We start from the raw sequence: 16153 nt of genomic DNA on the forward strand, positions 1-16153 counted from the left end.
GATCACTTAGTTTGTTCTAATGAGATGTTTTTGAAATGAAATTTTACAACGATCCAGCATAATAAAATAAACCCGACAGGTACCATAATGCAGGATAATTCAAACCATAATGGAAGCCCCAAAAAGCCAGTCCTATCGCCAGCGCCGTAAGCACAAACAATCCAGCCAAGAAGATAAATAATTGTTAATAACAGTGAAAGCTTAGCTTCTTTTTTTGCTTGCTTATATCGTGTATCCATATTGAAAAATTTATCAATAATTAAATAGTGGCTTAGAGTAAAAGAAAGCATTACATTTAGCAAGTATATTGCATTTTATGCAATATGATTTTTTAAATATATCAATTTTCGCAATAATTAAATTCAGTTATAGTGTTGGACAATTCGATTATGACAAATAAATTAATGGAGATCCTAATGTCAAACTATTTTAATACTCTGAATTTACGTGAAAAATTACACCAACTTGGTCAATGCCGTTTTATGGCTCGTGATGAATTTGCATCAGAAGCCGATTTTTTAAAAGGCAAAAAAATTGTAATAGTAGGATGTGGTGCGCAAGGTCTGAATCAAGGTTTAAATATGCGGGATTCAGGACTTGATATTGCCTATGCTTTACGTAAAGAAGCGATTGCAGAAAAGCGTCCTTCATGGAAAAAAGCAACTGAAAATGGATTTAAAGTAGGCAGTTATGAAGAGTTAATTCCTACAGCTGATTTAGTGATTAATTTAACACCCGACAAACAACACTCAGCGGTAGTAAAAGCAGTACAACCATTGATGAAACAGGGAGCCGCTTTAGGTTATTCTCATGGTTTTAATATTGTTGAAGTTGGCGAAAAAATTCGTCCTGATATCACGGTTGTCATGGTTGCGCCGAAGTGTCCAGGAACAGAGGTACGTGAAGAGTATAAACGAGGTTTTGGTGTTCCGACTCTGATCGCCGTTCACCCTGAAAACGATCCTAAAGGTGAAGGTTTAGCTATCGCCAAAGCATGGGCGGCGGCTACCGGTGGACATCGTGCTGGTGTTTTACAGTCTTCATTTGTTGCTGAAGTTAAATCTGATCTTATGGGAGAACAAACGATCCTTTGCGGTATGTTGCAAACAGGGTCATTACTTTGTTTTGATAAACTTGTGGCAGACGGTGTGGATCCGGCTTATGCATGTAAATTATTACAATTTGGTTGGGAAACCATTACCGAAGCATTGAAACAAGGTGGTATTACCTTAATGATGGATCGCTTGTCGAATCCGGCTAAGTTACGCGCTAATGCATTAGCTAAAGAATTAAAAGTGATCATGACTGATCTTTATCGTAAACATATGGATGATATTATTTCGGGTGAATTTTCAGCAACCATGATGAAAGACTGGGCAAATGATGATGCTAACTTATTAAAATGGCGTAAAGAAACCGGTGAAACAGCCTTTGAAAAAGCCGCTGAATACCAAGGTAAAATTGATGAACAAGCCTACTTTGATCAGGGTGTAGTCATGGTCGCTATGGTAAAAGCCGGGGTTGAACTTGCTTTTGAAACCATGCTTGAGTCAGGTATTTTACCAGAATCAGCTTATTATGAATCCTTACATGAACTTCCTTTAATTGCCAATACGATTGCCCGTAAGCGTTTATACGAAATGAATGTGGTGATATCTGATACTGCTGAATATGGTAATTATCTTTTCGCTAATGCAGCGATACCATTATTAAAAGAAAAATTTATGCCAATGTTACAATCGGGCGATCTTGGTAAAGCGATCCCTGAAGGTAGCGTTGATAATGCGCAATTACGTGATGTAAATGATAAAATTCGTCATCACCCAATTGAAATTATTGGCCGTAAATTAAGAAGCTATATGACTGATATGAAACGTATCAATGTTGCTAGTTAATCAATCAATTAGCCAAATTGGCTTGGTCGCAAAAAGGTGCTTAATTGCACCTTTTTTTATGGATAAATGTTAGAAAAAATAGCGGGTTTGTTTAAGTTAAATTTTAGTATTAAATTTGATGTGATCTTAAAGGATCGCAAATGGGATAAAAAGGATCTAACTTAGATCGTTTTGATCTTGATAATGGATCACTAAAATTTTTAAAAATTATATAATTAAATAAATTTTATTTTACTTTTTTATTTATTTTTTACCTATATTATGTTATCTTTTATGTAATTTTTTTATTTTATGGAGGGATAACATATCAATGAAAATTGCTTTTCGACCAACTGATTGTTGGCGTTGGTATTTTGATAATCAATATGATAGTTTGATGCTTGAAGTATCAAACGATATGTTATTTCGTTCATGTTATTCCAGTAAAATGTTAATTCCTGATGTTTTTAGGGAATTTCCATTTTCAGTGAGTGATGCAACATCCTATTATCAATTTTATGATAGTTGTCAAATATTGGCATTAACTGACTCGCAAAAGATTGAATTATCCATTAATGCCATTGTTGCGGCTAATTTTATTAAACCTCAAATGCCAAAAAGTTGGTATTTTTGCCAACAACCTAAGCTATATCGTCCTAAATTAGCGGACATTGTTGAAGTCAGCATGCAAGAAGGTGATCAACGGGTTTTTTTATTAGTCGTTGAAGCGGGTGAAAATGCTTCACTGTGTATTATTGCTCAACCTACATTTGTGGCAATGAATAAAACATTTTATTTTTCCGAAGCAATTAAAGTGATGAATGATCGACTGGCGCCAATCCAAAAAAATGTCATGGATGAGAGTTCGTTGATAGACCTTAAGTTAGAAGCTATTTCGTAAACAATACCATTCTAATCCGACTATTGTCTTGTCAGTAAGACTTAATTTCGATTTAAACCTGCTATATTTTGATTTTGTTATTCACAACAGGTTGTGAAGCAGGCAATGTATTGACCTGTTTAATCGATGACTTAAACGGCATTTCGTTACGGTATCGCAGTTGAACGCTTTAAAACTGAATACAAATGACTTTAAAGGATAGCATTTAGCATCAACGGTTTTAAAATGAAGCCACATAACATTATTAACGTATTGATTGGCAGGCTAACTTGTCATCATAGCGGGGTAATAATTTATTAAGTATCAATCAACCATTTTAATCAATAATTAACGATTTATTATTGATAAATCAGGATTCTATAACCAATGATCATTAAGGTTTTTTTATTAATTCAATTTTGATATCACCCTCAGGTATACAACTACAAGCTAAAATACGGTGATCGCGTTTTATTGCAGATTGAGTAAGAGGATTCACTTTTCCTTGTTTTAATACCACTGCACATTTACCACAAATTCCAACTCTGCATGAATAAGGGAGAGTAATATTATGTTGTTCCAGTTGTTCCAGAATAGTTTGTTGCTGATTTCCTTTGATTGTATTGTTCTCTAAAGTAATATTACACTGTTCGTGGTTAAACTGATTATTTTCGGGAAAAGATTTTAAATACTTTTTGGTCGGTTGCCTTTCAAGTATCTCAACAGGATCGTCAATTGATATTGATCCGACATTGCGAGCTATCATATTCATTCCAAAATCTATTTCCCCTTGCTCATCAGTCCGAAAATAGCGGAGCGTATTGAGTGGTTCATTATTTGCTAAAGGCTTTGCTGTATTAATATTAAAAGTGGTAAGTACGCAGCGACTACACGGTTTAACGATATCAAAAATGACATCGCCAATTTTGATGGTTTTCCAGCCATCTTCGGCAAAAGGAAGCGCACCTTGAATGATGATATTGCTTCGAAACTGCTGAATATCGAGCTTTTCCAAGCATCTTTGTTGTAAATAATTGAATGATGCTTCATTCAATAGTAGATAAGGATAGCCATCTGCAAAGCTTACCGCTGTTTGAGGATATCGTTTAGTCCTTCTTGTTAAATTGGTGCCAATCCAACGCAATTGCACATTTTTTTGAAGGATGTGACTAAAAAATTGGTTTAGTCTGATTGGTGCAATGTGAGAGGTAAAATGATTACCCCAAACCTCGGTTGGTTCATTAGTTTCAATAAATTCATCAAATTGAATTGCTATTGATTCGTTATTTGACGTTGAAACAACAATACTGTTGTTAACTATAGCTGTTTTTAGTTTTAAAAGCTCAGGAAATTGTCTTGCAGTAATAAATGTTCCGTCAGGTTCACTAATCATCAATACACGATCATATTTGAATCCCCCTTCAACAACATTCGACGTATTTAGGGGAATACCTGCAAGCGATTTAATCGGATAGATAAATAATTGGCTGACGGTGATCATAATAAATTCAATGATGAGTAAATGTGATCTTAATTGTAAACTGAATTCATCCTAATTTATAGGCAGTAGATAATACGTCTATAAATAATCGATTGGCTACATAGGCAGATCTTGTAGAATTTTAGCATATTTTACTACATAGTCTAGGAAAATATTAGCAGAAGAAATGTAATAAACGAAATGTCCTTTAGTTATGATAGCATGAGGACCTTTATTTACTCCGCAGTGGTAACCAGGATTTAATTGAAGCTCTGATTTTTCAATTATTTTCTTATATTTTTCAGCTTCAATCGTAGAATCAAATGTTAATATCAAAACAGAAAAAGAAGGATAATATTTATTGTAAATACGGGTATTACTTTTAAAACCGTACCATTTTATACCAGATCCATTAAATTGATAATATTGATTCGAATTACAATCAGAGAAGCGAACCGAGCCGGATCGTTCAAAATAGAGTCGTTCATCTTGATTGAATCCATCTTGATTAAGTCTCTTAAAGAAAGCATCTAATTTGCCAAATTCGACTTGATCAAATTTTAAGGTTAATTCAGTATATGGTACTGAGGATGTTCTATTATTGAGTTGAAAAAAATAATAAAAAATTATTATTAGTAATATTATTAAAAAAAATATGCATTGAAAAAACAAAATTTTTCTTCTTTTCATACCAATCCCCTAACTCCTTAATGATTAATTAGTTAAAATGTTATGTAATTGGAGTATAGCTAATTTCAAGGATAAAAAAATAAGTTTTACCACTAGGTGTCATTACTGATATTTCATCGTCAACTTTATGACCAATTAACGCTCTGGCAACAGGACTATTAATAGAAATCCAATTTTTTTTAGGATCAAATTCATCGGCTCCTACAATGCGGTAAATTTGTACGTGACCGGATTCATCTTCTAGTTTAATCCAAGCACCAAAAAATACTTTGCCTTCTTGCCTTGGATCAGGATCGATAATGGTTAATATTTCTAGGCGTTTTGTTAAAAATCGTACTCGTCTGTCAATTTCACGCAATCGTCGTTTTCCATAAATATATTCTGCATTTTCACTCCGATCGCCAAGGGCTGCCGCATCAGATACAGCTTGAGTAACACGGGGTCTTTCTTCTTTCCATAAATATTTCAATTCACGATCGAGTGCCAAGTAGCCCTCTCTTGTTATATAATTAGCTTTTTGCATAATAAGTTTACATTCCGTTAATCGACGAGATATACAGAGATATCATGATAAATAATCAAATAAGCCATATTATAGCGGGTGAATTGACAGTTAAACCAGAACAAGTTTTAGCTGCTATTCAATTATTAGATGAAGGAAGCACTGTTCCTTTTATTGCGCGTTATCGTAAAGAAGTGACCGGTGGGTTAGATGATACCCAACTACGTACTTTAGATAGTCGGTTAGGTTATCTGCGAGAACTTGGAGATCGTAAACAAACGATATTAAAGTCAATTGAGGAACAAGGAAAACTCACCCCAGAACTGAGTCAAAAAATTACCCAAACACTTAGTAAAACTGAACTTGAAGATCTCTATCTACCCTATAAACCTAAACGCCGTACACGGGGACAAATTGCTATTGAAGCAGGACTTGAACCATTGGCCGATGCGTTATGGATCAATCCATCACTTGATCCTGATAGCGAAGCGGAAAAATTCTTCAATTCTGAAAAAGGAATCGTCGATACCAAATCTGCATTGGATGGGGCACGATACATCTTAATGGAACGATTTGCCGAAGATGCGGCATTACTGGCTAAGGTGCGCCATTATCTATGGAATAATGCGCATTTAGTTTCGCAAGTGGTTGCAGGTAAAGAAGAAGAAGGAGCAAAATTTCGTGATTATTTTGCGCAAAGCGAACTGATTTCAAAAGTGCCTTCTCATCGTGCTTTAGCGATGTTCAGAGGACGAAATGAAGGCTTTTTACAACTTTCACTTAACGCCGATCCGCAATTTGAAGAAACGCCAAAAGAGAGCTATTGCGAGCAAATTATTACTGAGCATTTAGGGATTCATTTTAATGATCAACCTGCAGATAAATGGCGTAAAGCAGTTATTAATTGGACATGGCGAATTAAGATTTTAATGCACATGGAAACCGAACTCATGACCACTTTACGTGAGCAGGCGGAGGAAGAAGCGATCAATGTGTTTGCCGCTAATTTGCATGATATGTTAATGGCTGCGCCGGCAGGGATGAAGGTTACCATGGGAATGGATCCAGGATTACGAACAGGTGTAAAAATTGCTGTTGTTGACGCAACCGGTAAATTAGTCGCAACTGAAACAATTTATCCGCATACCGGGCAAGCGGATAAAGCGGCTATGATTGTTGCGGCGCTATGCATTAAATACCAAGTTGAATTAGTGGCGATTGGTAATGGCACGGCATCGCGTGAAACCGAACGTTTTTATCTCGATGTACAAAAAAAATATCCTGAAGTCAAAGGTCAAAAAGTCATTGTGAGTGAAGCGGGCGCATCGGTCTATTCCGCATCTGAGCTAGCCGCTCAAGAATTTCCTGATTTGGATGTATCAATACGTGGTGCGGTATCGATAGCTCGCCGACTACAAGATCCATTAGCCGAACTGGTAAAAATTGATCCAAAATCAATTGGTGTTGGTCAGTATCAACATGATGTTAGCCAAACTCAGCTCGCTAAAAAACTGGATGCTGTTGTGGAAGATGGCGTAAATGCCGTTGGCGTAAATTTAAATACGGCTTCGATGATGCTGTTAGCTCGCATAGCGGGACTGAATAAAGTTATTGCACAAAATATTGTTAATTGGCGTAATGAAAATGGACAATTTTCTAATCGTAAACAGTTATTAAAAGTTTCACGCCTTGGGCCTAAAGCCTATGAACAATGCGCTGGATTTTTGCGTATTATGGATGGAGACAATCCACTTGATGCATCTGCTGTTCACCCCGAAGCTTATCCGGTTGTGGAACGCATTTTAGATAAAAATCATAAATCATTAAAAGAGATTTTAGGTGACTCGAAATATTTAAACTCACTCAAAGCAGTTGATTATGTTGATGACCATTTTGGTGTGCCAACCGTGACCGATATTATCAAAGAACTTGATAAACCCGGACGCGATCCACGGCCTGAATTTAAAACAGCTCAATTTGCCGATAATATCGAAACCATGGACGATTTGAAAGTGGGCATGGTCATGGAAGGTGCGGTAACAAATGTGACTAACTTTGGTGCATTTGTTGACATTGGTGTACATCAAGATGGGTTAGTGCATATATCAGCCTTATCTGATAAGTTTGTTGAAGATCCTCGAAGCGTGGTTAAAGCCGGTGATATTGTCAAAGTTAAAGTGATGGAAGTCGATATTGCGCGCAAACGTATTGCTTTATCGATGCGACTTGATGATCCAACAACGTCAAACTCTGAAGGTGCTAAATCAAGAATTAACAAATCAACCAGCACGGCTAAAAATACACAGCCAACGCCTATTATCAATAGTGCAATGGGTAATGCTTTTGCCGCAGCTTTTAAAAAGGGAAAATAGCGGCGCTAATATGTAATTGGTAAAACGAAAAGGAGGCTAACGCCTTCTTTTTGTTTAATGTTTATTTCATAACATTCTAATAAAATTACTAATAATAAATACAATGGTTAAAAATAAAATCAGTTAGGTTAACTTATTTAGCTTGTGTATTTTTCCATCCAATATTCATCTGAAAGGCATTAAATAATGATAAATCAATATTTAGTTATTCCATATTACTCATATTATTATATACTATACACAATTGATTCAGTTATTTGTAGTCTTGCACAATTAGTTATCTGTAATTAATCAATTGGTTAGTGTAATTAAACTGTTTTAACCTGATCTATTATATAGCACTCCTTAATTTAATATTCTTAAAAAGAATAGTTAACAATACTAGAATATTGCACTGTTTTTTAGAACGATATAGTCCATTGTTACCAATTTATTCAATAAAATAGACCTTTACATGGATGCAATTAACAACTTTCGAATAGTTTTTAGCGTGTATGCTGTTTTTTTTATAAATTTAAAATGTAATCGGTAACAATTTTATCAACGTTTTGATAAATTTGTCGTTCACTAAAACTTCAAATCAATAACTTTGTTTCAACTTATAGACAAGCTTATGGGTAGAGGAATTAGCATGAATAGTGATATGTTTGTTTTCAAAAAACTTTATTTGATGCAATTTATATTGAATATTGCCGTTATTGCTATTTTTGGGCTTTTTTGTCGCATTGCTTTAGCAGGATTATCTGTTTCTACGACCACTGTGGAATATATTCACGGTAATCCACCAGATATTCTTGAAACCGCTGACACCAAAGTCTTAAACGGAATTCAATTCAAATTAAACATTGATGGTCTTGATCCGGCAATTGTTTCGCCGGGGCCTGCCAATAAGATTTCTGTTGCCTACAATACTTCACCTAGTCTGTATTCATTTGCTGTTGATACTTCAAGTTTAAATGAAAGTGATATCAATGATGTGGATGGTGATAAATTAGCTACCAGCGATAGTTTTATCATTCAATCGATTAATGCTGAGTGGCGCGACCAGAACAATAATGTTATTCCTTCTGATTCTACAGCATTTTTGGGTAGTGATGTGTGTAATTCATCTACGGCTAATGCAAAATCATCGGTAAAAGTGACGATTCAATTTATTGCTAAAACTCAGTACGGTGAGCCTGATACTTCAGAACCAAGAGAAGTATCAAAAACATTTGAAGTAAGTGCTGATGACGGTATCTGTTTTATCAGACCCGGTGTACTGGCTTTGATTACTCACAATGGTTGGGATGAAGGTGGGAACTATGCGCCTTATGGTGCTGATACAATAGATGTTAATCCTTCTTATAACAGCGATCAATTTACTATTCATCAAGGCTTTAAGGCCACTGCAAAAGATCAAAATGGTAATTATTTCCCAACTTATGCTTTTCCGGAAGCTCGTTTCAGAATTGTACCTGTCAATCCAATATCTGATTATAGTTATACCTTGGTAAAAAATCCAAATAATTCATTAGTTAATACTGCACGTGATTCAAATGCTGATTCTAAAAGTGAATTTAAATTTACTGACAATGTACCTGGTCAAGGTGATAAATTTGTCATATTAGTGACCAATAATAGAACGCTAGCACAGTTTTATTATACTTTTTCTATAAAACATTGGTTATATTTCTTAAATAACCTTCCGGGTAATTGGCAAAATTCAAATAGATTATGTCAAAACAATAATGATAGATTGCCAACACGAGCTGAGATTACAAACTCGTCTTTAGCTTACACGCCAACCACTAATGATAACTATTATGTAAAAGATAATGGGTACAAAAGAGCAATTGGTGAAGGATTAACGCCAGAATGGGGTAAAGTTTACTTCTATGCACCTTTAGATATTATTGGTCGAGATATGTTAAATGGTTTGTCAAATTTGAAAAATTTCATCTATTATGATTTCTATTTCACCAATGAACAATCATCAGTAAAAGATATATATGGAAATAATCGATACTACAGTGTAGGGATTGTAGAAGGTAACGTTATTGTTGAACCAGATATTGCATATACCTTATGTGTTAAATATTAGAGAATATATAAAATTATCTGCTTTTTCAAAAAGCGCAGTTAAAGTAATAAGATAATATCTTTAAATTTAATTTTGGGTTTCCACTAAATGAGCAGATCTAAAAACCTGCTCATTTTTATTGTAAAAATTTTACAATAATAAAGATGTAGGTCGATATCTCAATCTTTTTAATTAGCTCGTCATCGTCCTGATATTTTGGCTATTTTCACATTAATCAAAACTATTTAATTATCATGATAAGTAAACAGTGGGCAAAATAATATTTTTCAGCCCAAATTGTTTTAACTCAGTAGCAAAATTTTCGACATGTTGTTTTGATGCTGGTTCCCATGTTTTGGCTATTCCTTGGACACCATGGTGGTGAAAAGCATTGATTCTCACTCTCATACTCGGATCCAACGCCAATAAAAAGTGCGCAATTTGTTCTGCCTTATTTTGAAGATCCGTATGAGTTGGGATGATCAAGAATCTGACTTCGTGTAATTTATGGATCTTGGAAAGATATTCTATTGTTTTTATGACTCGATGATTATCTCTGCCGGTTAACTTTTTGTGAACTTGGGTATCCCAAGCTTTAAGATCAATCATCGCACCATCCATGACATTCACTACTTTTTGCCAACCCGTTTGAGATAAATAACCATTGCTATCAATAAAACAGGTTAAATGTTTTAAGTCATCGGCATGTTTAATGGCATGAAACAGTTTTTCAATAAAAGGTAATTGAATGGTCGCTTCCCCGCCACTGAGCGTAATACCATTTAAAAAGGGAAGGTATTTGCGAATGATGTTTAATATATCCTCAACACTATATCGGTAAGTCATTGGTGATGAGTGATATTGGCAAGTCTGAAGGCAAGTATCACATTGCTGGCAAGTTGATGTCTGCCAAATAACTTGATGATGACTAAATGTTAACGCCTGATGTGGACATGTGGCGACACAGTCACCACAATCCTGACATAGTGAAATGGTATAAGGATTGTGGCAATTTAAGCATTTAAAATTACAGCCTTGTAAAAATATAACTAATCGATTTCCAGGCCCATCAACGCAAGAAAAGGGTAAAAGTTTATTAACGATTGCCCATGACTTGTTCATGACTGATCACCCGTGGTGTACGGCATAAATAGCTATTATTAACGGTATCTTGTGCGGCTTCATTACCTAAAAATGTGGTATTAATCCGTGAACCTTCTTCTTTATATTTTTTGATATCTGATAATCTCACCATGTAGCCCGTTACTCGTACTAGATCATTACCACTAATATTGGCGGTAAACTCTCGGAAGCCAAATTGAAATGCCGCTTTACAAATTTGCAGTAAAGCGGAAGGATTATTTTTAATGGTTTCATCAATCGTTAAAATATCACTAATGCCTGATGTATAATAGTGGTGATGTTTAAACAGTGCCATAATATGGGTAACAGGATCCGGCTCGTGACCATAAGGAATTCGTAAGCCCGGTGTAGTGCCTCTATCCGTACTGATACCTGATTGAGCATGTAACATAGCTTTACCTTGCCAAGCATGGTTAATTTTATGATGATTAATAAAGTCGGCTAATTGTTTAGAAATGGTGGTAGCCAGTTCATTAGCATCTTCATCGACACCATAGCGACCCGCTAAGTTCGATTTTTCTTGTAGTATATTAATCGCTTCAGCCATAGCATAAATACCAAACATGGGTGCAAATCGGTTGGCATCAATTAACCCTTCTTTTACTAAAAAACTATTTTGAAAAAAGTTTGATTTTTCGTACAAAAAGGCTGAACGGGCTTTGATTAAATTTAATTGTAGTTGGCAGTAATAGGGTAACGTATTTTGCAGAAAATCATCAATATGTTGGCTGCGCTTTGCCACTTCTTTTAAGTTGATTCTTGATAGGGTACTGCCACCACCAGCGATAGGTAAGGAGTTATAACAGCTGACAACGCCATAGCCTTTTTCATCAAAATCTTTTTGAATCATCTGATTATTGGCGATGTGAGGTTTAGCCGTTTCGCAAATATTGCCTATTGCAACGGATAGTAAGGTTTCTGGTGTGATGTTTTCATCATAGATAAAGGTTAAATTTGGTGCAACTTGTTTGAGTTCTTTGTCCACACGTAAAATCAGACGACAAATAATATTATCAGTTGGTCCAATGTTGGCATGCATAAAAGCATCAGGTAAATTACGATCTAACATTATCCAAAAATGTCTTAATCGTTGATAAAGTTCATCTTCAGTGAGATCCCCAACATAGGGTAATAATATTTGATCTAAACAACCCAGATAAACAGGCATGCCGGTAACGGATGGTACATGATGATAAGCAATAGTCAGCATATTTAAGGCATCATCAAACGTTTTGGCGGGGTCAAGTTCTAACCACTCAGAGCCTTGTTTAAGAAATTTAGCATAATCAGGTAATACATATCGAGGCTTATAAGGCGCATGACCCTCAAACATATCACAAATAACATTTTCGTCTAACGCTTTTCGGGTTTCATTATCAAGCTCAACATAAGGCAGATTATTTTCTGCCGCTAATGCCAATAAGTTGGCTTTCTGTTTGGGTGATAAATTAGGATCGGTGACGATTTGATAACAACTGCTTTGGAACTCTGTCATGTGCATATTAACCTCGATACTAAAAAGCAAATTTATTTAATTTAAATGGTGAACCTAATGATTATTTTTCGATAATCATGCGTATTGGTTCATAATCAGCAGCATTAATTGGCGAATGTGTTTCAAAATACTGTTTTACAACATCCGCATCACGATAACCAGTATCCACATAAGTAGGTAATGTGTTGATTATCGGATAGCCGTCTCCGCCCATCGCTAAAAAATCCAATGTCACCAGACGATACTTCTTTTGTAAGTCAATGGGTTGTTGATTGATTTTGACATTCTCAATATTTTCACCTGAGCGCGTTAAGGTAATATTTCTTAGATGAGTAAAGCCACCCGATCCTTGCTTTTTGCTCAATGCAACGTTAAGGTAGTCAATCAATTCACGTCCGGTTAACTCGACATAAACCACACTATTGCCAAAAGGTTCAACTTTAAGAATATCTCGATAAGCAATATCGCCTTCAATCAATGAATCTCGAATCATCCCACCCGATAAGATACCCAAGTCTGCACCTGTCTTTTCAATAAAAGCACTGAGTAATAATTGTCCTAAATTACTTTGCTGATATCGGACAATATGGCGATCGCCTTCAAGTCGACCGACCAATTCGCCGCTTTTAATTGACAGTTTTTTTCTGCCTTGTTCTTGATAAGGTTGCAATATCTGCAATAGTTGTGGATCTTGAGGGATCTCAGTGGTGTAAAACTCAAGGCGTTTAGTGTCGTTGCCATTATCCACTTCTTTTTTAAGGTTAATAGGAATTAATTGATAATTTTTAAGTGTCAATTTTCCATTTAGAAATTCAAAATCTGCTCTACCTACGTATTTTCCCCATTCGTGAGCCTGTACTATCCAAGTCCCATTTTGTTGATCAGGTGCGCAGGGTGTACCAGGAACATATTCAGTGACTCGTTTATTTGCACTTGCCATACAAACCGGATTTTGAGAATGTCCGCCTACAATCATATTTAATTCGCCCGATTTTAAGCCTCGGGCTAATTCTACATCACCCGGCGCCATTGAACCGTGTTCACCATTTTCGTAGTGTCCCATATGAGTCACGACGATAATCATATCTGGGTGTTCGTTTTGTTGAATTTGAGCAATCACTTTTTGTGCTTCAGGTAATGTTTGGCGAAACTCAACACCTTGCGTATTCATGGGTGAAGCGAGATAAATGGTATCATCAGTGGTAAGACCAAAAACGGCAACTCGGATACCATTTAAGTCAAACATTTTATAGGCATCAAAGACACGATTATCCGTGCCTTTGAAGTAAGTATTAGCAGACAAAAAAGGAAAATGTGCCAATTGTTGCTGTTCACGAATGATAGATAACGGATGATCAAATTCATGATTACCAACAGCCATAGCATCATAGCCTATTTCGTTCATGCCAATAAAATCCGGTTTAGCTTGAAGTACATCAGATTCGGGCACACCTGTATTAATATCACCACCTGACAAAAGTAATAATGTTCCACCTTTGGCGGTAACTTCTCTTCTGATGTCATCTACCACCGTTTTTTGAGCGGCAAGCCCATATTCACCAATTTCATTTTGCCAAAAACGACCATGATGATCGTTTGTATGTAAAATGGTGAATTGATAGGGTTGATTCTCTTTCCAAGAATGGGCTATTGGCTGTTGCGTGATAGCATCTGCTATTGCATTGACCGAAAATAGTCCCAAAGCAAGGGCTAGTGATAGTTTTTTAGTTATATTTAAATAATACATGGTGTCTCCTAATTCCTTATAGACAATCACTACTCCGTAATGACCTTATAAATTAATGTTGGCACGTGCGCATTATCACTAATAGTGATATTGTCATACAGTTTTTGTTTGATCGCATCTAGTTTGTCAGTGCTAGCGTGGATGGTAAGTAAAGCTTCGCCTTGTTCCACTTTATCGCCGACTTTTTTATGTAACACAATACCTACCGCAGGATCGATGATATCGTCCTTCGTTGCACGTCCTGCACCTAATTGCATCGCTGCGATTCCGATTTGATCGGCAACAATACGAGAAACATAACCCGATTTAAGTGCTGGTAAGGCGATTTGGTAAGGGGCACTTGCTAATTTTTCAGGGTGATCAACCACTGAGCTATCACCACCTTGCGCTTCAATTAAGGTTTTGAATTTTTCAATCGCTTTGCCATTGTTTATTGCCTCTTGAAGTTTTACTCGTGCTTCATCAAGCGTTTTCGCTTTATTCGCTAACACTACCATTTGGCTGCCCAATGTCAGTACTAATTCTGTTAAATCTGAAGGACCTTGACCTTTTAAGGTATCAATGGCTTCCTTTACTTCTAGCGCATTACCAATTGCAAATCCAAGCGGTTGTGACATATCCGAAATTATCGCCATGGTTCTTCGTCCAATTTGATTGCCGATCTTGACCATTTCATAAGCTAATTTTTCTGAATCTGCCATCTCTCGCATCAGTGCGCCATCACCGGTTTTCACATCTAAAACAATTGCATCGGCACCTGCAGCTAACTTTTTGCTCATAATCGAACTAGCAATAAGTGGAATTGAATTGACCGTACCGGTAACATCACGAAGTGAATAAAGTTTTTTATCAGCAGGCGTTAAATTACCCGATTGTCCAATAACTGACACACCTTTTTGATTGACTTGATCAATAAATTCTTGCTTATCTAATTCCATTTTAAATCCAGGGATTGACTCAAATTTGTCATTGGTACCCCCTGTGTAACCAAGTCCTCGCCCGGACATTTTAGCAACCGGTACACCAACGGCTGCCACTAATGGGGCAAGCACAAGGGTAGTGGTATCGCCAACGCCACCTGTTGAATGTTTATCAACTTTGATACCTTGAATTGAAGAGAGATCGACAGTATCACCCGAATGCATCATCGCTGTGGTTAAATCAGCACACTCTTTTGACGTCATGCCTTGATAGTAGATAGCCATTAATAGAGCACTCACTTGATAATCAGGGATTGTGCCATTGGTATAATTGGTAATAAAAAATTGGATTTCTTCAGTTGTTAGTGGATGACCATCACGTTTTTTTTCAATAATATCTACAAATCTCATTAATCTTCTCTCTTAATGTCAATATATTAGGTTAATATTACCTTGGTCTGTTTATTTGATGTTAAACGACGTTTAAATCAGTCAACATTTTTGCGCATAAATTGTATAATTTAATACGACATGACATTGTCATTTTTACTCATTTTTAGTGATAATTTTTTATTATAAGAATGTTTCTAGTCTAAATCACTGGGTGAAAATGACCAAGGTAATAGCTCACCAACGGTTGTTTCTTGTATTTTTCCTTGCATATTTGTCAAAATTACGGGCATATCTTTAGCGCAAAATTCACTTATTACTTGGCGACAGGCTCCACAGGGTGAAATAGGTTCGTGGGTATCGCCAATGACAACTAATTTTTTAAATTTGCGTTTGCCTTCTGAAACGGCTTTGAAAATAGCGGTTCGTTCGGCACAGTTAGCCAATCCGTACGATGCATTTTCAACATTGCAACCTAAAATGACCTCGTCATCTTCAGTAATGAGTACTGCACCAACTTGAAATTTAGAATAAGGTACGTAAGCGTTAGAACGTGCGGTTTTAGCCAGTTCGATTAGTTTTTCAATTTTCATCATGA

Annotated in this window: 12 protein-coding genes and 1 pseudogene; 4 read left to right on the top strand and 9 right to left on the bottom strand. The window is 36.0% G+C overall.

Features of this window, described 5'->3' with window-relative positions; all coding sequences use genetic code 11:
• Positions 1 to 2 precede the first annotated feature (2 nt).
• Positions 3 to 239: a YhdT family protein gene (locus J3U14_RS10715; protein ID WP_267351082.1), complete on the bottom strand. Its 237-nt coding sequence runs from the start codon at positions 237 to 239 to the stop codon at positions 3 to 5.
• 177 nt (positions 240 to 416) lie between these two features.
• On the opposite strand from J3U14_RS10715, the gene ilvC reads away from it, so the two are divergent.
• On the top strand, positions 417 to 1895 hold the full coding sequence (gene ilvC / locus J3U14_RS10720) for a ketol-acid reductoisomerase (protein ID WP_267351084.1): 1479 nt from the start codon (positions 417 to 419) through the stop codon (positions 1893 to 1895).
• 310 nt (positions 1896 to 2205) lie between these two features.
• Positions 2206 to 2775 (top strand): cell division protein ZapC, encoded by a 570-nt coding sequence (locus tag J3U14_RS10725; protein ID WP_267351085.1) that lies wholly within the window; start codon positions 2206 to 2208, stop codon positions 2773 to 2775.
• A 373-nt stretch (positions 2776 to 3148) separates the two neighbouring features.
• On the opposite strand, the gene J3U14_RS10730 is transcribed toward J3U14_RS10725, so the two are convergent.
• The 3 genes from J3U14_RS10730 to greB form a co-directional block, all read right to left on the bottom strand.
• On the bottom strand, positions 3149 to 4255 hold the full coding sequence (locus J3U14_RS10730) for a YcbX family protein (protein ID WP_267351087.1): 1107 nt from the start codon (positions 4253 to 4255) through the stop codon (positions 3149 to 3151).
• A 96-nt stretch (positions 4256 to 4351) separates the two neighbouring features.
• Entirely contained in the window at positions 4352 to 4924 is a 573-nt protein-coding gene (locus tag J3U14_RS10735; protein ID WP_267351089.1) for a hypothetical protein, read from the bottom strand.
• A gap of 40 nt (positions 4925 to 4964) precedes the next feature.
• Positions 4965 to 5447, bottom strand: a complete 483-nt coding sequence (gene greB / locus J3U14_RS10740) for a transcription elongation factor GreB (RefSeq protein WP_267351091.1) — start codon at positions 5445 to 5447, stop codon at positions 4965 to 4967.
• A gap of 44 nt (positions 5448 to 5491) precedes the next feature.
• Here greB and J3U14_RS10745 point away from each other — a divergent pair.
• Together J3U14_RS10745 and J3U14_RS10750 are read left to right on the top strand one after the other, a co-directional pair.
• Positions 5492 to 7660, top strand: a pseudogene (locus J3U14_RS10745) (Tex family protein); the annotation flags it as partial.
• Positions 7661 to 8429: 769 nt separating this feature from the next.
• Positions 8430 to 9881: a hypothetical protein gene (locus tag J3U14_RS10750; protein WP_267351093.1), complete on the top strand. Its 1452-nt coding sequence runs from the start codon at positions 8430 to 8432 to the stop codon at positions 9879 to 9881.
• 231 nt (positions 9882 to 10112) lie between these two features.
• Here J3U14_RS10750 and J3U14_RS10755 read toward each other — a convergent pair whose 3' ends face one another.
• From J3U14_RS10755 to J3U14_RS10775, 5 genes are all read right to left on the bottom strand, one after another.
• Positions 10113 to 10982, bottom strand: coding sequence for a YjjW family glycine radical enzyme activase (locus J3U14_RS10755; protein ID WP_267351095.1), 870 nt, complete (start codon positions 10980 to 10982; stop codon positions 10113 to 10115).
• Complete coding sequence (locus J3U14_RS10760) at positions 10957 to 12504, bottom strand: YjjI family glycine radical enzyme (RefSeq protein WP_416380147.1); 1548 nt, start codon at positions 12502 to 12504, stop codon at positions 10957 to 10959. The genes J3U14_RS10755 and J3U14_RS10760 overlap by 26 nt, the downstream gene beginning before the upstream one ends.
• 55 nt (positions 12505 to 12559) lie before the next feature.
• Positions 12560 to 14245: a bifunctional UDP-sugar hydrolase/5'-nucleotidase UshA gene (gene ushA / locus J3U14_RS10765; protein ID WP_267351099.1), complete on the bottom strand. Its 1686-nt coding sequence runs from the start codon at positions 14243 to 14245 to the stop codon at positions 12560 to 12562.
• 29 nt (positions 14246 to 14274) lie between these two features.
• Positions 14275 to 15576, bottom strand: coding sequence for a pyrimidine-nucleoside phosphorylase (locus J3U14_RS10770; protein ID WP_267351101.1), 1302 nt, complete (start codon positions 15574 to 15576; stop codon positions 14275 to 14277).
• Positions 15577 to 15752: 176 nt separating this feature from the next.
• Positions 15753 to 16148, bottom strand: coding sequence for a cytidine deaminase (locus J3U14_RS10775; RefSeq protein ID WP_267351102.1), 396 nt, complete (start codon positions 16146 to 16148; stop codon positions 15753 to 15755).
• Positions 16149 to 16153 lie beyond the last annotated feature (5 nt).

The organism is Gilliamella sp. B3801 (assembly GCF_026536645.1).
In the GTDB taxonomy this organism is placed as follows: domain Bacteria; phylum Pseudomonadota; class Gammaproteobacteria; order Enterobacterales; family Orbaceae; genus Gilliamella; species Gilliamella apicola_I.

What these genes read in the sequence shown, in the direction of transcription:
- J3U14_RS10715 (WP_267351082.1), bottom strand. Translation starts at nt 239, where the DNA reads ATGGATACACGATATAAGCAAGCAAAAAAAGAAGCTAAGCTTTCACTG.
- J3U14_RS10760 (WP_416380147.1), bottom strand. Translation starts at nt 12,504, where the DNA reads ATGCACATGACAGAGTTCCAAAGCAGTTGTTATCAAATCGTCACCGAT.
- J3U14_RS10750 (WP_267351093.1), top strand. Translation starts at nt 8,430, where the DNA reads ATGAATAGTGATATGTTTGTTTTCAAAAAACTTTATTTGATGCAATTT.
- J3U14_RS10725 (WP_267351085.1), top strand. Translation starts at nt 2,206, where the DNA reads ATGAAAATTGCTTTTCGACCAACTGATTGTTGGCGTTGGTATTTTGAT.
- ushA (WP_267351099.1), bottom strand. Translation starts at nt 14,245, where the DNA reads ATGTATTATTTAAATATAACTAAAAAACTATCACTAGCCCTTGCTTTG.
- J3U14_RS10775 (WP_267351102.1), bottom strand. Translation starts at nt 16,148, where the DNA reads ATGAAAATTGAAAAACTAATCGAACTGGCTAAAACCGCACGTTCTAAC.
- J3U14_RS10770 (WP_267351101.1), bottom strand. Translation starts at nt 15,576, where the DNA reads ATGAGATTTGTAGATATTATTGAAAAAAAACGTGATGGTCATCCACTA.
- ilvC (WP_267351084.1), top strand. Translation starts at nt 417, where the DNA reads ATGTCAAACTATTTTAATACTCTGAATTTACGTGAAAAATTACACCAA.
- J3U14_RS10730 (WP_267351087.1), bottom strand. Translation starts at nt 4,255, where the DNA reads ATGATCACCGTCAGCCAATTATTTATCTATCCGATTAAATCGCTTGCA.
- J3U14_RS10755 (WP_267351095.1), bottom strand. Translation starts at nt 10,982, where the DNA reads ATGAACAAGTCATGGGCAATCGTTAATAAACTTTTACCCTTTTCTTGC.
- greB (WP_267351091.1), bottom strand. Translation starts at nt 5,447, where the DNA reads ATGCAAAAAGCTAATTATATAACAAGAGAGGGCTACTTGGCACTCGAT.
- J3U14_RS10735 (WP_267351089.1), bottom strand. Translation starts at nt 4,924, where the DNA reads ATGAAAAGAAGAAAAATTTTGTTTTTTCAATGCATATTTTTTTTAATA.